The organism is Pseudomonas sp. N040 (assembly GCF_015637705.1).
In the GTDB taxonomy this organism is placed as follows: domain Bacteria; phylum Pseudomonadota; class Gammaproteobacteria; order Pseudomonadales; family Pseudomonadaceae; genus Aquipseudomonas.
Window position 1 is genome coordinate 48,612 of the sequence record NZ_JADOBE010000007.1, and the last position, 20,207, is coordinate 68,818.

The 20,207-nt window shown below is 62.8% G+C and carries 17 protein-coding genes; 9 read left to right on the forward strand and 8 right to left on the reverse strand.

The window, feature by feature from the left end; all coding sequences use genetic code 11:
* Position 1: 1 nt before the first annotated feature.
* The 5 genes from ISX93_RS11520 to gloB all read right to left on the reverse strand — a co-directional run bounded on the left by ISX93_RS11520 (position 2) and on the right by gloB (position 7,370).
* Positions 2-1,087: a microcin C ABC transporter permease YejB gene (locus ISX93_RS11520; protein WP_195778877.1), complete on the reverse strand. Its 1,086-nt coding sequence runs from the start codon at positions 1,085-1,087 to the stop codon at positions 2-4.
* A gap of 1 nt (position 1,088) precedes the next feature.
* Entirely contained in the window at positions 1,089-2,915 is a 1,827-nt protein-coding gene (locus tag ISX93_RS11525; RefSeq protein WP_195778878.1) for an extracellular solute-binding protein, read from the reverse strand.
* Positions 2,912-4,741, reverse strand: a complete 1,830-nt coding sequence (locus ISX93_RS11530; protein WP_195778879.1) for an extracellular solute-binding protein — start codon at positions 4,739-4,741, stop codon at positions 2,912-2,914. Before ISX93_RS11530 ends, ISX93_RS11525 begins: the two co-directional genes overlap by 4 nt.
* Before the next feature lie 173 nt (positions 4,742-4,914).
* Positions 4,915-6,504: a lytic transglycosylase gene (locus ISX93_RS11535; RefSeq protein WP_195778880.1), complete on the reverse strand. Its 1,590-nt coding sequence runs from the start codon at positions 6,502-6,504 to the stop codon at positions 4,915-4,917.
* Between the two features lie 86 nt (positions 6,505-6,590).
* Positions 6,591-7,370 (reverse strand): hydroxyacylglutathione hydrolase, encoded by a 780-nt coding sequence (gene gloB / locus ISX93_RS11540; protein ID WP_195778881.1) that lies wholly within the window; start codon positions 7,368-7,370, stop codon positions 6,591-6,593.
* A gap of 62 nt (positions 7,371-7,432) precedes the next feature.
* On the opposite strand from gloB, the gene ISX93_RS11545 reads away from it, so the two are divergent.
* The 3 genes from ISX93_RS11545 to dnaQ are packed head-to-tail and all read left to right on the forward strand — an operon-like array spanning position 7,433 to position 9,456.
* Positions 7,433-8,191, forward strand: coding sequence for a class I SAM-dependent methyltransferase (locus tag ISX93_RS11545; RefSeq protein WP_195778882.1), 759 nt, complete (start codon positions 7,433-7,435; stop codon positions 8,189-8,191).
* 53 nt (positions 8,192-8,244) lie between these two features.
* Positions 8,245-8,688, forward strand: coding sequence for a ribonuclease HI (rnhA, locus tag ISX93_RS11550; protein WP_195778883.1), 444 nt, complete (start codon positions 8,245-8,247; stop codon positions 8,686-8,688).
* A gap of 18 nt (positions 8,689-8,706) precedes the next feature.
* Complete coding sequence (gene dnaQ / locus ISX93_RS11555) at positions 8,707-9,456, forward strand: DNA polymerase III subunit epsilon (RefSeq protein ID WP_195778884.1); 750 nt, start codon at positions 8,707-8,709, stop codon at positions 9,454-9,456.
* Positions 9,457-9,464: 8 nt separating this feature from the next.
* Here the strand turns inward: dnaQ and pfkB are convergent, their stop codons facing one another.
* Positions 9,465-10,412 (reverse strand): 6-phosphofructokinase II, encoded by a 948-nt coding sequence (pfkB, locus tag ISX93_RS11560; RefSeq protein ID WP_195778885.1) that lies wholly within the window; start codon positions 10,410-10,412, stop codon positions 9,465-9,467.
* A 245-nt stretch (positions 10,413-10,657) separates the two neighbouring features.
* On the opposite strand from pfkB, the gene ISX93_RS11565 reads away from it, so the two are divergent.
* The 4 genes from ISX93_RS11565 to nudC all read left to right on the forward strand — a co-directional run bounded on the left by ISX93_RS11565 (position 10,658) and on the right by nudC (position 16,555).
* Entirely contained in the window at positions 10,658-12,910 is a 2,253-nt protein-coding gene (locus ISX93_RS11565; protein WP_195778886.1) for an Orn/Lys/Arg decarboxylase N-terminal domain-containing protein, read from the forward strand.
* Between the two features lie 282 nt (positions 12,911-13,192).
* Complete coding sequence (locus ISX93_RS11570) at positions 13,193-14,005, forward strand: crotonase/enoyl-CoA hydratase family protein (RefSeq protein ID WP_195778887.1); 813 nt, start codon at positions 13,193-13,195, stop codon at positions 14,003-14,005.
* Positions 14,006-14,042: 37 nt separating this feature from the next.
* A complete protein-coding gene (locus tag ISX93_RS11575; RefSeq protein WP_195778888.1) occupies positions 14,043-15,710 on the forward strand; it encodes a ferrous iron transporter B in 1,668 nt (555 codons plus the stop codon).
* On the forward strand, positions 15,710-16,555 hold the full coding sequence (gene nudC, locus ISX93_RS11580; RefSeq protein ID WP_195778889.1) for an NAD(+) diphosphatase: 846 nt from the start codon (positions 15,710-15,712) through the stop codon (positions 16,553-16,555). The genes ISX93_RS11575 and nudC overlap by 1 nt, the downstream gene beginning before the upstream one ends.
* Here nudC and ISX93_RS11585 read toward each other — a convergent pair.
* The gene (locus tag ISX93_RS11585; RefSeq protein ID WP_195778890.1) at positions 16,523-17,308 is read right to left on the reverse strand and encodes a TSUP family transporter; all 786 of its coding nucleotides are present in this window, start codon (positions 17,306-17,308) and stop codon (positions 16,523-16,525) included. The genes nudC and ISX93_RS11585 overlap by 33 nt on opposite strands.
* Positions 17,309-17,403: 95 nt before the next feature.
* On the opposite strand from ISX93_RS11585, the gene ISX93_RS11590 reads away from it, so the two are divergent.
* Both ISX93_RS11590 and ISX93_RS11595 read left to right on the forward strand, forming a co-directional pair.
* Positions 17,404-18,057, forward strand: a complete 654-nt coding sequence (locus ISX93_RS11590) for a hypothetical protein (protein WP_195778891.1) — start codon at positions 17,404-17,406, stop codon at positions 18,055-18,057.
* A gap of 88 nt (positions 18,058-18,145) precedes the next feature.
* Positions 18,146-19,372 (forward strand): saccharopine dehydrogenase family protein, encoded by a 1,227-nt coding sequence (locus ISX93_RS11595; protein ID WP_195778892.1) that lies wholly within the window; start codon positions 18,146-18,148, stop codon positions 19,370-19,372.
* Positions 19,373-19,422: 50 nt separating this feature from the next.
* Here ISX93_RS11595 and ISX93_RS11600 read toward each other — a convergent pair whose 3' ends face one another.
* Positions 19,423-20,190: an SDR family oxidoreductase gene (locus ISX93_RS11600; protein WP_195778893.1), complete on the reverse strand. Its 768-nt coding sequence runs from the start codon at positions 20,188-20,190 to the stop codon at positions 19,423-19,425.
* Positions 20,191-20,207: the final 17 nt, after the last annotated feature.

A 20,207-nucleotide genomic window follows, 5' to 3' on the forward strand; every position in this document is an offset into this window, starting at 1 on the left:
GTCAGTTAGCCCTGCTTTCAAAGTCGATGCGCGGGTCGACCAGCGTATAGGTCAGGTCGCCGATCAGTTTCAGCACCAGGCCCAGCAGGGTGAACAGGAACAGCGTACCGAACACCACCGGATAATCGCGGTTGATTGCCGCCTCGAAACTCAGCAGGCCGAGGCCGTCGAGGGAGAAGATCACCTCGATCAGCAGTGAACCGGTAAAGAAGATGCCGATCAGCGCCGAGGGGAACCCGGCGATCACCAGCAGCATGGCATTGCGGAATACATGCCCATACAGCACCCGCGTATTCGACAGCCCCTTGGCCCGCGCCGTGACCACGTACTGCTTGTTGATTTCGTCGAGGAAGCTGTTCTTGGTCAACAGTGTCAGCGTGGCGAAGTTGCCGATCACCAGCGCGGTAACCGGCAACGCCAGGTGCCAGAAGTAGTCGAGGATCTGCTCCTGCAGGGACATTTCGTCGAAATTGTTAGAGGTCAGGCCGCGCAGCGGAAACCAGTCCCAGTAGCTGCCGCCGGCAAACAGCACGATCAGCAGGATGGCGAACAGGAATGCCGGAATCGCATAGCCAACGATGATCGCCGAACTGGTCCAGACATCGAAAGCGCTGCCGTGGCGAACCGCCTTGGCGATGCCCAGCGGGATCGAGACCAGGTACATGATCAGCGTGCTCCACAGCCCCAGGGAGATCGAAACGGGCATTTTCTCGACGATCAGTTCGGTCACCGTGGCATCGCGAAAGAAACTTTCACCGAAGTCCAGGTGCAGATAGTTCTGCAGCATGATCCAGAAGCGTTCGGTGGCCGGCTTGTCGAAGCCGTACATGCGCTCGATTTCGGCGACCAGTTCGGGATCCAGCCCCTGCGCGCCGCGATAGTTGTTGGCCGCCGCGGCGACCTCCGTGCCACCTCCGGAGATCCGTCCGGTCGCACCACCAGCCGCGGCATCGAAGCCCTCCAGCTTGGCGATCATCTGTTCCACCGGGCCGCCGGGAGCGGCCTGGATGATGATGAAGTTGATCAGCAGAATGCCGAACAGCGTCGGAATGATCAGCAACAGGCGCCGCAGTATGTAGGCCAGCATGTCAGTCTTCCTTGCGCGGCGAAGGGACCTGGCTGTGCTGGCCTGCCGCAGCGGCAGTACTCCACCAGCTGTGCAGGGCAAAGTCGTAGGGAGCGGTCACTGCCGGGTGTGCGATGGTATTCCAGTAGGCCAGGCGCCAGGTCTTGATATGCCAGTTCGGCACCACATAGTGACCGGCCAGCAGCACCCGGTCCAGCGCGCGGGCATGATTGATCAGGCTGTCCCGCGAGTCTGCCTGGATCAGGCCCTCGACCAGGGTATCGATGGCCGGGTCACGCAGCCCGATCAGGTTGCGGCTGCCGGGATTGTCGGCGCTGGACGAGTGCCAGTATTCGCGTTGCTCGTTGCCCGGCGAGCTGGACTGACTGAAGCCGCCGACCAGCATGTCGAAGTCGCGTGAGCGCAGGCGGTTGATGTACTGCGAAACATCCACCCGGCGGATTTCCAGCTCGATGCCCAGATCATTCAGATTGCGCTTGTAGGGCAACAGGACCCGCTCGAATTCGGTTTGCGCCAGCAGGAACTCGATGGTCACCGGCTTGCCGCCGGCATCCAGCATGCGGTCACCCTCGATGCGCCAGCCGGCATCCTGCAGTAATTGGTAGGCGCGCCGCTGCTGGTCGCGAATGATGCCACTGCCATCGCTGACCGGCAGACGGAATTCCTCGCTGAAGACCTGTTCCGGGATGGTGCCGCGCAAGGGTTCGAGAATCTTCAGTTCGGCAGCGGAGGGCAGGCCGCGGGCCGCCAGTTCGGAGTTTTCGAAATAACTGCCGGTACGGGTGTAGGCCCCATTGAACAGTTGCTTGTTGGCCCACTCGAAATCGAACAACAGCGACAGCGCCTCGCGCACCTGCGGGTCCTGCAACTGCGCGCGGCGCGTATTGAAGACAAAACCCTGCATGCCGGTGGGGTTGCTGTTGAGCAGCTCCTCCTTGTGCAGCCTGCCCTGGGCTACGGCCGGAATGTCATAGGCAGTGGCCCAGTTCTTGGCGCTGGTCTCCTGCCAGAAGTCGAACTGCTGGGCCTTGAAGGCTTCCAGTGCCACCGTGTTGTCCCGGTAGTAGTCGGTAACCAGGGTGTCGAAATTGTAGAAGCCGCGGTTCACCGGCAGATCCTTGCCCCACCAGTCGGGTACCCGCTCCAGGCGGATGCTGCGTCCGGCCTGCACCTCGGCGATCCGGTAGGGGCCACTGCCGAGCGGGATCTCGAGGTTGCCTTTCTTGAAGTCGCGACCCGCCCACCAGTGCTTGGGCAGGACCGGGAGCTGGCCGAGGATCAGGGGCAGTTCGCGGTTGTCCTTGTGACGGAAATCAAAGCGCACCCGGGTGGGGCTTTCTGCCTTGACCTGGCTGACATCCGAGTAATACGACTTGTACTGCGGTGCCCCATCGCGCATCAGGGTTTCGAAGGTAAACACCACATCCTCGGCAGTCACCGGCTTGCCGTCATTGAAGCGCGCCTCCGGTCGCAGGTAGAAGCGCACCCAGCTGTTATCCGCGGCGCGCTCGATCCGTTTGGCCAGCAGGCCGTATTCGGTGAACGGCTCGTCGAGGCTGTGGCGGGTCAGGGTGTCATAGATCAGCCCGACGTCGTCGGCGGCGACGCCTTTGTTGATGAAGGGGTTGAGGCTGTCGAAGCTGCCGAAGCCCGCCTGGCGCAAGGTGCCGCCCTTGGGCGCCTGCGGGTTGACGTAAGCGAAGTGCTGGAAATCGGCCGGATACTTCGGCGGCTCGCCGTACAGGGTGATGGCATGCTGCGGCGCAGCCTGCAGGAATCCGCTGAGTAGCAGCAACGCAAGGGTGCAGCGTGCAAGCGGGCGGCTCATTGGTCTGTCTCCGTGGGCTTCAGCCACCAGGCACGCAACCCGAGGGTATAGGGCGGGGTTGGCAGATGTTCGAAGCGATTGCGATAGGCCAGGCGATGCTGGCTGATATACCAGTTGGGAATGCTGTAATGCTGCCACAGGAGCACGCGATCGAGCGCCCTTGCGGCACTGATCTGCTCGTCACGGGTTTGCGCCGCCAGCAGCTTGTCGAGCATGGCATCCACCACCGGATGGGCCACGCCTGCATAGTTCTTGCTGCCCCTGACCTTGACCTGGCTGGAGTGGAAATACAGCCATTGCTCAAGCCCGGGACTCAGGTTTTGCGGCAGGGTCATCAGGATCATGTCGTAGTCGAAGTGGTCCAGACGCTGTTTGTACTGGGCGCGGTCGACCGTGCGCAACCGGGCCTCGATGCCGAGGCTGGCCAGGTTGGCCGCGAACGGCTGCAGAATGCGTTCCAGGCTCGGATTGACCAGCATGATCTCGAAGCGCAACGGCTCGCCCCGCTGATTGACCAGGCCTTGCCCGCCAGTCTTCCAACCGGCCTTGGCCAGCAGACTCAGGGCCTTGCGCAGATTTTCCCGGGGAATGCCGTAGCCTGCGGTTTGCGGCAGCTGGAAGGGTTCGAGAAACAGCCGCGACGGCAACTGCTTGCGGTACGGGGAAAGCAGCAGCCATTCCTGGCCTTCGGGCCTGCCCACGGCGGCAAAGACACTGTTGGGGTAATAGCTGGATGAGCGCTGGTAAGCGTTGCTGAACAGCGTGCGGTTGGTCCATTCAAAGTCAAACATCAGGCCCAGGGCTTCACGCACATGCCGGTCCTGGAATACCTCCCGGCGCGTGTTCATGAACAGGGCCTGGGTCTGGGTTGGAATCTGGTGAGGGATTTCTGCCCGCTTGATCTTGCCGCTGCGCACCGCCGGAAAGTTGTAGCCGCTGGTCCAGTTCTTCGCCTGGTTATCGATGTAGAAGTCGAATGATCCCGACTTGAAGGCTTCGAAGGCAATATTGTTGTCGCGATAGAAGTCGACCTCGATACGGTCGAAATTGTATTTGCCGGCGTTGACCGGCAGATCCTTGCCCCACCAGTCCTTGACCCGCTCGAACACCAGGCGCCGCCCGGGGGATACCGCAGTGATGCGGTAAGGGCCGCTGCCCAGCGGTGGCTCGTAGGTGGTCGCCGCGAAATCCCGGCCCCGCCAGTAATGCTGCGGCAGCACCGGCAGTTCGCCCAGGCGCAGGATCAGCAGCGGGTTGCCACTGCGCTTGAAGACGAAACGGATGCGTTGCGGGGTGAGGATGTCGACCCGTTCGACCTCCTGCAGGGTGGTGCGATAGGCTGGATGCCCCTTGCCCAGCAGGGTGCGGTAGGAAAACGCCACATCACTGGCGGTGATGAACTTGCCATCGTGGAAGCGCGCCTCCTTGCGCAGGTTGAACACCACCCAGCTGCGGTCTTCGGCGTACTCCAGGCTTTCGGCGATCAGGCCATAGCTGGAGGCGGGTTCGTCACCGGACGGATCGTAATTGCCGGTCCCGATCATCAATGGTTCGTTCAGTTCATTGACGCCGTACTGCAGGAAGTTGGCCGTGGTGGAGGGGCTGGAGCCCTTCAGGGTGTACGGGTTGAGTGTGTCGAAACTGCCATAGCCCATCAGCCGGACAGTGCCGCCCTTGGGCGCATCCGCATTGGTCCAGTCGAAGTGCTTGAAGCTGGCGGGGTACTTGAGATCGCCAAACTGGGCATAGCCATGGCTTTTGCTGATCCTGGCCTCGACAGGAAAGATCGCCAGCAGACAGGCCATGAGCAGGAAAAGTGAACGCATCAGCGAGATATCCGGTCCATGAGGGCATGGAAATTTGCGAGGCGGTACAGTAACAGCTTGTATCCGCACGAAAAAGAGTCGCCGTCCGGGGCTGCGTCAGCGCTGCTGCAGGCGGGCAGCCGTGGTCTCGGCGGGGAGCTCAAGACGCCGGACACAGGCCGTCCCGGTCCGCATCAGCGGGTATAGATGGTCAGCTTCTGCCCGACTTGCAGATTCTTTCCGGCTGCCGGGTTCCACTTCTGCAACTGCTTGAGGTCTACCCTGAAACGGCTGGCAATCTGGTAGAGGGTATCGCCCGAACGCACCTTGTAGGTGGTCGGCCTGGCGGTTGGCGCGCCGCTGGCAGCCTGGCTCTTGCCGGAACTGCTGGTCTTCACGGCCAGGCCAGAACTCCCGCCCTGCAGCTTGAGGACCTGGCCAATCTTCAGGTTGGTGCTGCGCAGGTTGTTCCAGCGCTTGATATCCGCCACCGCGACGCCGTTCTTCCGGGCGATCAGACCGAGGTTGTCGCCTTTCCTGACCACGTACTGGCGGCTGGCTGGCGCCTTGCCGGGGCGGGCTTCGTAGAGCGGCGCCGCCTGCGCGTGCGCAGGATCGGCCGGAATGCTCAGGACCTGCCCCACGCGCAAATGGTTGCTTTTAAGTCCGTTGATGTCTTTCAGCGTATTGACCGTCAGGTAGTAGCGATTGGCGATGCCGTGCAGGCTGTCACCGGGACGCACCCTGTACTCCTGCCAGTCGATGGTCTTTTGCGGCTTGTACAGTGCCAGGTTGGTTTCGAACTGGTCGGCCATTGCCACCGGCACCAGCAACTGCTGCGGGCCGCCAAGGGTCACGCCTTTCTTGAAGGCGGGGTTGAGCATCAGCAATTCGTCTTCATCGATGTCGGCAATTTTTGCCACGCTCGAGAGCTGCATGCGCTGGCTGAAGGCGACGGCCTCGAAGTACGGCTCGTTGGCCACCTCGGGCAACTCGACGCCATAGGCGTCCGGGCTCAGGACAATTTGCGAGACGGCCAGCAGCTTGGGGACGTACTCCTCGGTTTCCTTGGGCAGTTGCAGGTTCCAGTAATCGGTGGGCAGGCCAATTCGCTGGTTCCGCTCGATCGCCCGGCTGACGGTTCCTTCCCCGGCGTTGTAGGCCGCCAGCGCCAGCAACCAGTCACCGTTGAACATGTCGTGCAGGCGGTTGAGGTAGAGGATGGCAGCATTGGTGGAGGCGGAAATATCGCGCCTGCCGTCGTACCAGCTGGTTTGTTGCAGGTTGAAGTGACGGCCGGTGGAGGGAATGAATTGCCAGATGCCGGCGGCACTGCTGCGCGAATAGGCCATGGGGTTGTAGGAGCTTTCGATCACCGGCAGCAGCGCCAGCTCCAGCGGCATGTTGTTTTCGTCCAGTTGCTCGACGACAAAGTGGATATACGGGCTGCCCCGTTCGGCGGAGCTGGAAATGATGTTGGGCCGGCTGGCAAACCACAGGCGCTGGCGCTCGATGCGTGGATTGGTGCCTACCTGATCCTGCAGCTTGTAGCCTTCGCGGATACGCTCCCAGATGTCCTCGGGTTCTTCTTCAACCACCAGGACCGGGATGTCAGCTTCAAGCCCGATGGCGGGATCGGTTTCGCGGCTGGCGTCGCCGTCACTGCTCTGCTGGGTGGTCTGGCAGCCTGCCAGCCCCAGCAACAGAAGACTGCCGATGAACACTCCGCGAGCGCTGCGGGCCAAGGCGTCCAGATCACGGTACGTGCGCGGTATAGACGGCATTGGCAGGGGGAAAATCCAGGCGAATTGGAGCGCGATTCTATGAACCACCCTCAAGGGGGTCAAGCTTGGCTCGCCCCGGCGGCGCCTCAAAACCGGTCTTTCCAGCTTCTTATGGCAGCAAACACGGCGCTCGCCGAGAGCGCTTCGTTGCCCGTCTGCCGGGCTGCCGCCTGGCGTACCGCGGGGCTGTCGCTGCGCAGGAACGGATTGGTGGATTTTTCCACGGCGATGCTCGTGGGGAGCGTGATCTGGTTGCTTTCGCGTAACCGCGTGACCTCGCTGAAGCGTGCCGCCAGCGCCGGATTGTCCGGCTCTACCGCACAGGCAAAACGCAGGTTGCTCAGGGTGTATTCATGGGTGCAGTAGACCAGGGTCTGCTCCGGCAGTGCCGCCAGCCTGGACAGGGAATGGTGCATCTGTTCGGCGGTGCCTTCGAACAGGCGGCCGCAGCCGCCGGCAAACAGGGTGTCGCCACACAGCAGCAGCGGACGCACCGGATCGGCATGGTAATAGGCAATGTGGCCGAGGGTATGCCCGGGCACATGCAGGATCTGCCAGTCGAGGCCGAGGATCTCGACCTGCTGGTTGTCTTCCAGCGCCACATCGCGCAGCGGGATGCTTTCCAGAGCCGGACCGAGCACTCGCGCGCCGGTGGCAGCCTTGAGTTCGGCGACTCCGCCGATATGGTCGGGGTGATGGTGGGTAACCACTATGTCGCTCAGGGTCCAGCCCGGATGCGCGTCCAGCCATTGCAGGACCGGCCTGGCATCGCCCGGGTCGACGATTGCGCAGACCTTGCGCTGGTGATCCTGCAACAGCCAGAGATAATTGTCGGTAAAGGCGGGTAGAGCTTCGATCTGTATCATGGCCGGAAGTCGCTACTATTCAAGTGAGACTCTATCTTAGGGCCAACTCCATGGAGATTGCCATGAATGTGCTTCCGTTTGCCCAGGCCGACAGCCGCTGGCTGAAGCTCACCACCGAGGCGCGAGCCTGGCTGGAGGGGCCACTGGGCGGTCTGTTGCAGGCTGAAGGCCAGCGCCTGCTGAATGAGGAACTGGCGCGTTACTTCGGCGGTTATCTGGTGCACTACGGGCCAAGCGCGCAGCCGCCGCAAGGTGCGACGCAGATCAAGTGCAGCGTTGCACTGGGCGCCCCGTTGCCTGGTGTGGACATTGCGTGCGACGAGCACTCCTGGCCGCTGGGCGAGCATGCCGCGGATGTCGTGGTGCTCGATCACGGGCTGGATTTCAGCCTTTCCCCGCATGGCTTGCTGCGTGAGGCGGCACGCAGCGTGCGACCTGGTGGCCACCTGCTGATCGTCGGCATCAATCCCTGGAGTGCCTGGGGGATGCGCCATCTGTTTGCCCGCGATGCGCTGGCCGAGGCCCGCTGCATTTCCCACGGCAGGGTCAGCGACTGGTTGCGTTTGCTGGGCTTCTCGCTGGAGAAACGCCAGTTCGGGTGTTATCGTCCGCCGCTTTCATCAACGGCATGGCAGGCCCGCCTGCAGGCCATGGAACGCTGGGGCCGCCGCATACAGGCGCCCGGAGGCGGTTTTTACCTGCTGGTGGCGCGCAAGATGGTGATTGGCCTGCGTCCTGTTCGGCCTGCAAGGCGCGAGCCGATGGGCAAGTTGCTGCCGCTGCCGGTGGCCAAGGTCAGCCGGCGGGATGCCGAGCCCTGAGGGGCGTTACCGTTCAATCCGTTTTTTTTCAAGTGGAAGTCCCGAGTCTCAGCATGAGTGAAGAAGTGGTTATCTACACCGATGGTGCCTGCAAGGGCAATCCTGGCCGGGGCGGCTGGGGCGCGTTACTGGTGTACAAGGGCGTAGAGCGTGAACTCTGGGGTGGTGAGCTGGAAACCACCAACAATCGGATGGAGCTGAGCGCGGCGATCCAGGCGCTGGCCAGCCTCAAGCGTACCTGCCAGGTGCGCCTGGTTACCGATTCCGAATATGTGATGCGCGGCATGCAGGAATGGCTGCCGAACTGGAAGAAGCGTGGCTGGAAAACCGCGGCCAGGCAGCCGGTGAAAAATGCCGACCTGTGGCAGCAACTGGATGAGCAGGTCAACCGGCACAAGGTTGACTGGGAGTGGGTGCGCGGGCATACCGGCCACCCGGGTAACGAGCGCGCCGATGCACTGGCCAATCGTGGCGTCAGCGAGCTTCCCTCGCGCTAATCGAAAACAGGTTCACCCATGCGTTACGTCGTCCTCGATACTGAAACTACCGGCATGCCGGTTACCGATGGTCACCGGATCATCGAGATTGGCTGCGTCGAAATGCTCGGCCGGAAACTCACCGGCCGGCATTTCCATGTCTATCTGCAGCCGGATCGCGAGGTCGATGAGGGCGCGATTGCGGTACACGGGATCACCAACGAATTCCTCCAGGGCAAGCCGCGCTTTCGCGAAGTGGCCGATGAGTTCTACGAGTTCATTCAGGGCGCCGAGCTGATCATCCACAACGCGGCCTTCGATATCGGCTTCATCAATAACGAATTTGCCCTGCTGGCACAGACCGAGCGCAGCGAGGTCAGCGACTATTGTGGCGTGCTGGATACGCTGGCCATGGCCCGCGAGCGGCATCCGGGGCAGCGCAACAACCTGGACGCCCTGTGCAAGCGCTATGGCGTGGACAACTCGGGCCGCGACCTGCACGGCGCCTTGCTGGATGCCGAGATTCTGGCGGATGTCTACCTGGCCATGACCGGTGGCCAGACCCACCTGTCGCTGGCCGGTGAAACCGGCGACGGCAATGGCAGCGGCCGGCAACAGGCCAGTCCGATCCGCCGGCTGCCAGCCGCGCGGCCGCCCACTCCGGTCATCCCCGCCAGTCAGGCCGACCTCGAGGCGCATGCCGCGCGCCTGGCGGCTATCGAGAAGGCCGCTGGCACACAGCCCCTGTGGCTGCAGTTGGAAGCCGGGGGCCAGTCCGCAGCGGAATAAGCGTTGCCTCAGCCGGGCGGCTGCGCGTGGCTCTGCACCCAGGCAAACAGGCGATTGGTATCTTCCAGGCGGCACAGGCTGGTGCCGGGGGCCATGATCGCGGCGCTGCCGGCCGCGACACCATAGCGTGCCGCTTCGCTGAGACTGGCTCCGGCGGCCAGCTTGAGCAACATGGCGCCAAGCAGGCTGTCACCGGCACCAACAGTGCTGACCTTCTTCACATTCGGCGCGCTGATGCGCTCGACCCGCTCCGTGGTGGCCAGCAGTGCGCCTTGTGCACCCAGCGAGACCATGATCGCCGCGCAGGCTCCGCTCCTGATCAGGCTGCGGGCGGCCGCTGCCAACTGCTCGGGTTCGCTGATTTCGCTTCCGGCCAGCGCGCTCAGTTCACTCAGGCTGGGCTTGATCAGGAACAGTCCGCCGGCCTGCACGGCTTGCTGCAGCGCCGCCCCGGAACTGTCGACGATGCAGCGTGCGCCCTGCCGGTTGGCCTGCTGCAACAACCGCGGCAGAAAGTCTGCGGCCAGTCCCTCGGGATGGCTGCCGCTGAGCACCAGATAGTCGATGTGCCCCAGTGCCTGCAGGGTGGCGAGCAATTGCGCCTGTTCCGCCAGGCTCAGGCGCGCGCCAGGCAGGACGAAGCGGTATTGCTGGCCATGGGCCTGCTCGTCGACGTTGAAGCACTGGCGCGTCCATTCCTGGATGGCGACTGCCTGACAGGCTACGCCCTCGGCCTGCAGCAGCTCCAGCAGGTGCTGACCGGTGGGCCCGCCCGCCGGAAAAATGGCCAGCGCGGTGCCACCGAGGTTGTGCAGGGCGCGGGCGACATTGATCCCGCCACCGCCAGGCGCATAGCTTGGCGCGCTGCAGCGCAACTTGGTGTCGGGGCAGAGGTGGTCAATGCTGGTTGCACTATCGAGCGCCGGACTGAGTGTCAGGGTGACGATACGGGGCATGCACAGCTCCTTGCAGACTGGGGGCTTCTCGCGGTGCTGCAGCCTGACAAATTACAGGGTGCCGCGTCTAGTTCCATGCTGCGCCGGCTGATTTTCAGGGCTGCCGGCACAACAAGCTGTCGCATCCACGCTGATATGTGTCGCACTGTTGTAGAACGGTAAATTCTTTTCTGCCAAGCGCTTGCGGCAAACGCATTTACCTGCCGGAATGGGCGCACAAGAAGCTGTAGCCCCAGGAAAACGCCATGTACAAAGACCTCAAATTCCCCATTCTCATCGTGCACAGAGACATCAAGAGCGACACGGTCGCCGGTGATCGTGTGCGGGCGATTGCACGTGAACTGGAACAGGACGGTTTCAGTATCCTGTCTACCGTCAGTTCGGCAGAAGGCCGGATTGTGGCTTCGACGCACCATGGCCTGGCCTGCATCCTGGTGTCGGCCGAAGGTGCCGGGGAGAACCAGCGCCTGCTGCAGGATGTGGTCGAGCTGATCCGCATCGCCCGGGTCCGCGCGCCGCACTTGCCGATTTTTGCCATCGGCGAACAGGTCACCATCGAGAATGCCCCGGCCGAAGCGATGACCGATCTGAACGAGTTGCGCGGTCTGCTCTATCTGTTCGAGGACACCGTGCCGTTTCTGGCGCGTCAGGTGGCGCGTGCGGCGCGCTCCTACCTGGACAAGCTGCTGCCACCGTTTTTCAAGGCCCTGGTGCAGCACACGTCGCAGTCTAACTATTCCTGGCACACACCCGGGCACGGTGGCGGCGTGGCCTACCGCAAGAGTCCGGTGGGTCAGGCTTTCCACCAGTTCTTCGGCGAAAACACCTTGCGCTCGGACCTCTCGGTTTCGGTCCCCGAACTCGGCTCCCTGCTCGATCACACCGGCCCGCTGGCCGAGGCGGAAGAGCGCGCGGCGCGCAATTTCGGCGCTGACCATACCTTCTTCGTGATCAACGGCACCTCGACCGCCAACAAGATCGTCTGGCACTCGATGGTCGCCCGGGATGACCTGGTGCTGGTGGACCGCAACTGCCACAAGTCGATCCTGCACTCGATCATCATGACCGGCGCCATCCCGCTGTACCTGTGCCCGGAGCGCAACGAGCTGGGCATCATCGGGCCGATTCCGCTGTCCGAATTCAGCAAGGAATCGATCCAGGCCAAGATCGACGCCAGCCCGCTGGCGCGCGGACGTGCGCCCAAGGTCAAGCTCGCGGTGGTGACCAACTCGACCTACGACGGCCTGTGCTACAACGCCGAGATGGTCAAGCAGGCGCTGGGCGACAGTGTCGAGGTGCTGCATTTCGACGAGGCCTGGTATGCCTATGCGGCCTTCCACGAGTTCTATGCCGGTCGCTATGGCATGGGCACGCGCTGCGACGAACACACCCCGCTGGTGTTTACCACCCATTCCACCCACAAGCTGCTGGCGGCGTTCAGCCAGGCCTCGATGATCCACGTGCAGAATGGCGGGGTGCGCCAGCTCGATCGAGATCGTTTCAACGAAGCCTTCATGATGCACATCTCGACCTCGCCACAGTACGGCATCATCGCCTCGCTGGACGTGGCCTCGGCCATGATGGAAGGCCCGGCCGGGCGTTCGCTGATCCAGGAAACCTTCGACGAGGCGCTGAGCTTTCGCCGGGCCCTGGCCAACCTGCGGCAGAGCCTGCCCGCGGACGACTGGTGGTTCAGTATCTGGCAACCGGAGCAGACGGCGGGCGCCGACGCGGTGTCCACCAGCGACTGGGTGCTGGCTCCTCGGGCGGCCTGGCACGGCTTCGGCGAAATTGCCGACGACTACGTGCTGCTGGACCCGATCAAGGTCACCCTGGTGATGCCCGGCCTGAGCGCCGATGGCGTGCTGGGCGAGCAGGGCATCCCGGCGGCGGTGGTCAGCAAGTTCCTCTGGGAGCGCGGGCTGGTGGTGGAGAAGACCGGCCTCTATTCGTTCCTGGTGCTGTTCTCGATGGGCATTACCAAGGGCAAGTGGAGCACGCTGCTGACCGAACTGCTCGAATTCAAGCGCAGTTACGATGCCAACCTGCCACTGGCGCAGGCGTTGCCCTGTATCGCCCAAGTCGATGCGGCACGTTATCAGGGCATGGGCCTGCGCGACCTGTGCGACCAGTTGCATGCCTGCTACCGTGAAAACGCCACGGCCAAGGCACTGCGGCGGATGTATACCGAGCTGCCACAGATAGCCATGAAACCAGCCGATGCCTACGACAAGCTGGTGCGCCGCGAAGTCGAGGCGGTGCCCCTGGACCAGTTGGAGGGGCGGATTGCAGCGGTCATGCTGGTGCCGTATCCGCCGGGCATTCCACTGATCATGCCGGGTGAGCGGTTTACCGAGAAAACCCGGGCGATCATCGAGTACCTGCAGTTTGCCGGGCGCTTCGATCGCAGCTTCCCGGGGTTCGAGGCCGACGTGCATGGTCTGCAGCGTACTGCCTCGGCCAACGGTTACGAGTACCGGGTCGAATGCCTCAAGTAACCGCGTGAGCCGCAACTGCTGCACCGGCAATGGCGCACGGGCAGCAGTTGTCGCACCGCCCGAGTTGGTGCCAGCGCGCAACCAGCCCCCAGCCGGATCAGCCGGTTGCACAGCCGATCCGGGGTTGCGCGCAACGCATGACGCATTCCTCAGTATCCGCCCGTGTCCTTCGACTTTTATTGCATGCTTGTTATAGTTGCCGGAAAGGTGCGCTGACAGCCTCGGCAACTACGCCTGACAAGAAACGGCGCGGCTGCGCCAACTGCTCCAGAGGATGACTCGGTGTCTGAATTCAAAGCCTTCAAAGTGGAAGTCGAAGACAAGATTGCGCATGTCCAGATCAACCGTCCGGACAAGGTGAATTCGATGAACGCCGACTTCTGGCGGGAAATCACCGAGATTTTTCGCTGGGCCGATGTCACCGACGGCGTGCGGGTGGTGGTGATTTCCGGGGCCGGGAAGCATTTCTCATCCGGCATGGACCTGATGCTACTGGCCAGCGTTGGCAGCCAGCTGGGCAGTGACACCGGGCGCAACGCGCTGAATCTGCGGCGCAAGATCATGGAGTTCCAGGAATCCTTCACCGCTATCGAGCGCTGCGCCAAGCCGGTCCTCGCGGCGATTCACGGTTATTGCCTGGGTGGCGCGATCGACCTGATCGCTGCCTGTGACATGCGCTATGCGACACTGGACGCACAGTTCTCCATCAAGGAAGTCGACATGGGCATGGCTGCCGACGTTGGCACCCTGCAGCGCATGCCGCACCTGATCGGCGATGGCATGCTGCGCGAACTGGCATTTACCGCGAGGACCTTCAACGGCGAGGAAGCCCGCAGCATGGGCCTGGTCAATCGCACCTATGCCGATCATGCCGCGCTGGTCGAAGGCGTGTTCCAGCTGGCGCGGGAAATTGCCGCCAAGTCGCCGGTGGCCATTCGCGGTACCAAGGAAATGCTGCGCTACATGCGTGACCACCGGATCGATGACGGCCTCGAGTACATTGCGACCTGGAATGCCTCGATGCTGCAGTCCGAAGACCTGCGTGTCGCGATCGCGGCGCACATGAGCAAGCAACGGCCGGAGTTTGCCAATTGAGGCTGTCGCCAGGCTTCTCGACGGGGGCACGTGAATCATGACCGCTGGAGCTACGTCCCTGAGCCTGGTGCGTGATGAGCTCTTCTCGACCATGGAGCAGACCGAGCAGCAGCTCGAGCAATTCATCAGTGAACGCGACAATGGCAGCCACCTGCAGCAGGCGGTAGAAAGCCTCCAGCAGATTCGCGGTACCTTGAACCTGATCGGACTGGCCGGTGCCGAATTGCTTGCCCAGGAAATACTGCAGCAGGCCACCGATATTCCGGTAGGCGCCGGTGCCGAGCGCAACGCCCAGTTATCCGCCCTGAGTTCCGGGATGCATGTTCTGCGGCGCTATCTTGAAACAGTCGACCTGCATCGCCAGGAGTTTCCCGAACTATTGCTGCCGGCGATCAACGAACTGCGCCAGACCAACGCACAAGCGCTGTTGCCGGAAAGCTTCTTTTTCAGTGCGCGCCTGGATGTTCAGCGTCCGCCGCTTGCCGCAAAACCCGCGACCCAGAGCAATCGCGTAGCGGAAGCCCGGCGCATGCGACATATGTATCAGGTCGGCCTGCTCGGTTTCCTGCGTGGTGACAATCCGCAAGCCAGCCTGAAGCTGATGGCGCGGGCGATGCAGCGGCTGGATCAGCTGTACGCCAGCGAGAGTCGCGGGCGCTTGTGCTGGTTGGCTGCCGCCGCCCTGGAAGCCTGCTTGGACGGCCAGCTATTGCCACGGCAGTCGCGCAAGCTGCTGTTTGCACGACTGGATCGCGAACTCAAGCAGCTGTTTGCCAGTGAGCAGTACGACGCGCCGCGCAGTCTGCTGAAAGAGCTGCTGTACCTGGTTGCGCTGGCCGATACGCAAGGTCCACTGGTCAGCTCGGTGCGCGGAGCGTTCGGCCTCAACAGCCTGCCGTTCACCGACCACCTGCTGGAGGACGCCTACAAGAATCTGGCGGGACCTGGGCAGGGCGTGATGCGCTCCTTGTCCAGCGCGATCCGCGATGAACTGGCAAGCCTCAAGGATTACCTGGATCTGATCGAGCGCGGCGCAGCGCCTGCCGATGGCTTGAGCAATCTGCATGCGGTCATGGGCAAGTTGTCCAAGACGCTCGGCATGGTGGGCCTCAGCGCGGCCGGCAATGCACTGCAAGTGCAGGTGCAACTGGTGAGTGTGTGGATCGAAGGGGCGGCCATCGACCCTGCGGCAATGCTCAAGCTGGCTGATACGGTTCTGTATGTCGAGGGCGTGGTCGCCAGCCTGGAACATGGCAAGGCACGCCCCAGCTTGCCGAAGGCGCCGCCTGACGACGAGCAGCTGTTTGCGGTCAATCAATTGCGTGAAGCACGCATTGTGGTGATCGATGAGGCGCACGGCGGTATAGCCATGGCCAAGCGGGCCATCACCGCCTATCTGGAATCCGCTGGCGACAAGATGCACCTGTCCAACATTCCGGTAGTGCTGCATGCGGTACGCGGCGGTTTGCTGTTCATTGATCAGCCGCGCGCAGCCGCGCTGATTGACGACTGTGCCGAATATATCCGCATGCACATGCTCGAGGCACCGCAAATCCCCTCAGAGCAGATGCTGGATACCCTGGCTGATGCCCTTACCAGCCTCGAGTATTTCCTCGAGGGCGGCGCGCTGCTGCGTAACGAGGATCGCGCCTACGTCCTGGACCTGGCTGCAGAAAGCGTTAGCGCACTGGGTATCGCGGGGTGATGCAAAGCGAAGGCCTGCGCTGGCAAGCGAGCTGGCTTGATACGGCAACCCCGGGTGGTTGGGCGATCCTCTGCTGCCGGCAGAACTTTCTGGTCGATGCCAATGGCCTGCTGTTCCCCCGTGAATGGCTGAAGCGCCAGGAACTGGTGCTGATTGCCGAGCAGGGGCTCGGCCGTCTGGGCGAAGACGAGGTGTATCTGCTGGTGGTCGACCAGCTACTGGATATGCCTGGCTGCACCTGGCAGGGCACGCGCCAGTTGCTGCTCATGCAGCCGATTGATGCCCCCACTTTCCAGATGCTTGGCTATGCCAGCCAGATCGCCACCTGGGCCGAGCAGCACCGCTTCTGCGGCAGCTGCGGGCAGCGGATGCAGGCGCTGGCTGGCGAGCGCGGCATGCATTGCGAACCCTGTGGTGTAACGCACTACCCACGGCTCTCACCCAGCATGATCGTACTGGTCACGCGCGGGGAGGAAATACTGCTGGCCCGCTCATCGCGTTTTCCCAGCGGTCTCTACAGCACCCTGGCCGGTTTCGTCGAACCGGGTGAGTCGGTAGAAGCCTGTGTGGTGCGCGAAGTGCGCGAAGAAGTCGGGCTGGAAATCAGCAACCTGCAGTACGTCACCAGCCAGGGCTGGCCATTTCCGCATTCGCTGATGCTCGGGTTTCATGCGCAGTACGCTTCCGGCGACATCGTTCCGCAGCCTGGTGAAATCGAAGATGCCCGCTGGTTCCGCCTGGATCAGCTGCCGCAGCTGCCGTCGCGCCGGACCATCTCCCGCTATCTGATCGATCTCTACCTGGCTCGCCAGTCAGGCCTGCCCGAACCAGTGTTGCCAGACTAGGCGCGCCGTCAGCGCCAGCACCACCAGCACGAATACCGGCCTGATCAGGCGCGCTCCACCCCGAATGGCGCTGCGCGCGCCAAGGTACGCGCCCAGCATCAGGGCGGCGCCCATGCTCAAGCCCAGGGCCCAGTAAACCTGGCCGGCGCTGATGAATACCGCCAGGGCGGCAGCGTTGCTGACAAAGTTCATGCTGCGTGCTACGCCGCTGGCCCGCAGCAGGTCCAGCGGGTAGAGCAGCAGTGTGCTCACCGTCCAGAACGAACCCGTGCCAGGTCCGGCCACGCCGTCGTAGAAGCCCAGACTCAGTCCCTGTGGCCATTGCCGGTGCTGGCCGATGGTGCCGGTGCGTGTCGATCCCGGGTCGTGGATATGGCCGAACAGCAGGTACAGGCCGCAGGCAAACACCACCAGCGGCAGCATCTGGTTGAGCCAGGCGGAAGGCATCCAGTGCGCCAGCAGGGCGCCGAGCAAGGCGCCGACGGCGGTTGCCAGCAGGGCGTTGCGCCAGATTCGGGGGGCGAACAGGCCACGCCGGTAGAACGTCAGGCTTGCGGTAGCCGAGCCGAACGTGGCGCACAGCTTGTTGGTGCCCAGCACCAGGTGCGGGGGCAGGCCGGCGGTGAGGAGCGCCGGAATGGTCAGCAAGCCGCCGCCACCGGCAATGGCATCGATGAATCCGGCAATAAACGCAACCGCCACCAGCAGTCCGAGAGTCAGCGGCGCCATGGCAGGATCGAGGACAGAGAGCATCGACGCTCCAGATAAACCAGTGATGACACTTGTGGTGGCTGCAAGGCAGCGCGCTGGTCATAATGCGTGCAATTGCCACAAGAAGGAATTGTTCCATGCAGTATGACGGAATGGCCTGGGCTATCGGACTGCTGGCCCTGCTGACATTGTTGATCGCCGCACGCGTCCTATTGAACCGCGCATGGTTCCTTGGCTGGTTGCGCGGCACCTGCGGCCTCCTGGTGCTCGGCGTGGCAGGCGTAATCGGCATGCTCGCTCTGGATCTTGGCAGCTATACGGTGGTGCCCGAGAGCAAGTTGCTGGCCACCATCAGCTTCACGGCGGATGCTCCGCAGCAGTATCGTGTCACCCTGCTGCAGGGGGCGGAAGAGCGCACGGTCCGTCTGGACGGTGACCTCTGGCAGCTCGATGCACGGCTTTTCCAATGGAAGGGTCTGGGCGCGCTGATCGGCCTGCAACCCGGTTATCGTCTGGAAAAGCTCACCGGCAGGTATCTGGGCATGGAGCAGCAGCAACAATCCCTGAACAGCCGGGTGGTACTGGCCAGGAGCCGTTATGGCATCGATCTGTGGAGCTGGTTGCGGATGGGCGGCACACGGGATTTCTACCTGTTCGATCCGCAGGCGCGGCGGGTCAATTACCTGCCGATGGCCAACGGTGCTGCTTACTCGGTCAGCCTGGCACCCACCGGCCTGCTGGTAAAACCACTGAACAGTGCTGCCGAACAGGCCTTCAAAAGCTGGCAGTAGACACTGCGGCAGGTGCAGTGGGCGATAAGCCCGACTAGCGGCTGCCGCCCGCTTCCTCCCTCCATCCAGAGCACAAGGATTATTCAGCATGGCGAACCATCACCTCGTGGTTTACGGCGCAAGCAGCTTTGTCGGCCAGCTGCTGACCCACTATCTGTTCGATCGGCATGGTGTCGATGGCGACCTTGACTGGGCGATTGCCGGTCGCTCGCGGGCCAAGTTGGAACAGCTGCGTACCAGTCTGGGGCCGGCAGCCGCGGGATTGCCGATCATGGTCGCGGATGCGGCCGACGAGAAGGCCCTGCGCAGCCTGTGCCGGCAGACGCGGGTAGTGGCTTCCACGGTAGGCCCGTACGCCTTGTACGGCTCGACGCTGGTCAAGGTCTGTGCACAGACCGGCACGGATTACTGCGACCTTACCGGCGAGCCGCAATGGATCGCGCAGATGATTCGCGAACACGAGGCAGCGGCACAAAAGAGCGGGGCGCGGATCGTGCATTGCAGCGGCTTTGACTCAGTACCGTCCGACCTGGGCACCTACTACCTGCAGCAGCAGGCACTCAAGCAGTACGGCCAGAGCTGCACGCGGGTAAAACTGCGGGTCAAGGCCATGCGCGGTGGCGCTTCCGGCGGAACGGTGGCGAGCATGCTGGAAACCATCCGCGAGTCAGTTGCCAATCCGGCGTTGCGCAAGCTGCTGAACAATCCCTATGCCTTTTGTACGGCTGATTCGTCCGGCCTGCCGCGGCAACCCAATCCGCAGTTTGCCAGTTTCGATGAAGATGCCAAGGCGTGGAGCGCACCCTTTATCATGGCGGTAATCAATACCAAGGTGGTACATCGCAGCAACCAGTTGAGCGGCTACGCCTATGGCCACGACTTTGTCTACGACGAAGCCATGCTGACGGGGCAGGGACTTGCCGGGCGCGCCAGCGCGATCGGCATTGCCCTGGGCCTGGCCGCCTTTACCGGCGCCGTGGCGATGAAACCGACCAGGGCGTTGCTCGAGCGTTTTGTCCTGCCAAAGCCGGGAGAAGGGCCTACTCCCGAGCAGCAAAAGGTGGGCTTTTATGACATCCGCCTGCTTGGCCGGACGTCCACGGGGAACCGGCTGACGGTCAAGGTGACCGGTGATCGCGATCCCGGTTACGGCTCGACCTGCAAGATTCTCGGCGAGGCGGCGGTGTGCCTGGCCCAGGATATTGCCAAGGCCGACAAGCCGGGCGGATTCTGGACTCCGGCAACGCTGCTGGGTGACGCGCTGCTTGCGCGCCTGACGGAACATGCCGGCCTGACCTTCAGCGTGGTCGAGTAGGCAGCACTGTCAGCGGCAGGCGCAGTTGTTCGCGCCTGCCGTCGCGCGGTTCAGGCCAGGAAGCCGCCATCCACATTCAGCGTGATGCCGGTGGTGTAGCTGGACGCCGCGCTGGCCAGATACAACACGGCACCCGCCATCTCGCTCGGATCGGCAACCCGCTTGAGCGGAATCCGCTGCAGGGCGATTTTCAGGATTGCATCATTGCTGGTCAGTGCCGAGGCGAACTTGGTGTCGGTCAGGCCAGGTAGCAGGGCATTGCAGCGGATGCCGAACTGCGCGCACTCCTTGGCAAAGACCTTGGTCATGCTGATCACGGCAGCCTTGGTTACCGAGTAGATGCCCTGGAATTCCCCCGGGGTTACGCCATTGACCGACGCCACGTTGATGATGCTGCCCCCACCGTTGGCCTTCATCAGCTTGCCGGCTTCGATGGACATGAAGTAATAGCCGCGAATGTTGACGTCCACGGTCTTCTGGAAGGCCGTCAGGTCGGTATCCAGCACGTTGCCGAACTGCGGATTGGTCGCGGCATTGTTCACCAGGATGTCCAGGCGCCCGAAGTTTTCGCGGATAAAGGCGAACACGCCCTGGATCTGCTCCAGCTCGCCGATATGGCAGGCCACCGCGGTTGCCTGGCCACCGGCAGCCGTGATGCTGTCTGCCACCGCCTGGCAGCCCTCGATCTTGCGACTGGACACAATCACGTGCGCCCCTTGCTGGGCCAGCAGCTTGGCGATAGCTGCACCGATACCGCGGCTGGCGCCGGACACAAAGGCGATCTTGCCATCGAGGTCGAACAGGGTGGTCTTGGGCATGCGGTTCTCCTGGTTGC

What these genes read in the sequence shown, in the direction of transcription:
- ISX93_RS11520 (WP_195778877.1), bottom strand. Translation starts at nt 1,087, where the DNA reads ATGCTGGCCTACATACTGCGGCGCCTGTTGCTGATCATTCCGACGCTG.
- ISX93_RS11525 (WP_195778878.1), bottom strand. Translation starts at nt 2,915, where the DNA reads ATGAGCCGCCCGCTTGCACGCTGCACCCTTGCGTTGCTGCTACTCAGC.
- ISX93_RS11530 (WP_195778879.1), bottom strand. Translation starts at nt 4,741, where the DNA reads ATGCGTTCACTTTTCCTGCTCATGGCCTGTCTGCTGGCGATCTTTCCT.
- ISX93_RS11535 (WP_195778880.1), bottom strand. Translation starts at nt 6,504, where the DNA reads ATGCCGTCTATACCGCGCACGTACCGTGATCTGGACGCCTTGGCCCGC.
- gloB (WP_195778881.1), bottom strand. Translation starts at nt 7,370, where the DNA reads ATGATACAGATCGAAGCTCTACCCGCCTTTACCGACAATTATCTCTGG.
- ISX93_RS11545 (WP_195778882.1), top strand. Translation starts at nt 7,433, where the DNA reads ATGAATGTGCTTCCGTTTGCCCAGGCCGACAGCCGCTGGCTGAAGCTC.
- rnhA (WP_195778883.1), top strand. Translation starts at nt 8,245, where the DNA reads ATGAGTGAAGAAGTGGTTATCTACACCGATGGTGCCTGCAAGGGCAAT.
- dnaQ (WP_195778884.1), top strand. Translation starts at nt 8,707, where the DNA reads ATGCGTTACGTCGTCCTCGATACTGAAACTACCGGCATGCCGGTTACC.
- pfkB (WP_195778885.1), bottom strand. Translation starts at nt 10,412, where the DNA reads ATGCCCCGTATCGTCACCCTGACACTCAGTCCGGCGCTCGATAGTGCA.
- ISX93_RS11565 (WP_195778886.1), top strand. Translation starts at nt 10,658, where the DNA reads ATGTACAAAGACCTCAAATTCCCCATTCTCATCGTGCACAGAGACATC.
- ISX93_RS11575 (WP_195778888.1), top strand. Translation starts at nt 14,043, where the DNA reads ATGACCGCTGGAGCTACGTCCCTGAGCCTGGTGCGTGATGAGCTCTTC.
- nudC (WP_195778889.1), top strand. Translation starts at nt 15,710, where the DNA reads ATGCAAAGCGAAGGCCTGCGCTGGCAAGCGAGCTGGCTTGATACGGCA.
- ISX93_RS11585 (WP_195778890.1), bottom strand. Translation starts at nt 17,308, where the DNA reads ATGCTCTCTGTCCTCGATCCTGCCATGGCGCCGCTGACTCTCGGACTG.
- ISX93_RS11590 (WP_195778891.1), top strand. Translation starts at nt 17,404, where the DNA reads ATGCAGTATGACGGAATGGCCTGGGCTATCGGACTGCTGGCCCTGCTG.
- ISX93_RS11595 (WP_195778892.1), top strand. Translation starts at nt 18,146, where the DNA reads ATGGCGAACCATCACCTCGTGGTTTACGGCGCAAGCAGCTTTGTCGGC.
- ISX93_RS11600 (WP_195778893.1), bottom strand. Translation starts at nt 20,190, where the DNA reads ATGCCCAAGACCACCCTGTTCGACCTCGATGGCAAGATCGCCTTTGTG.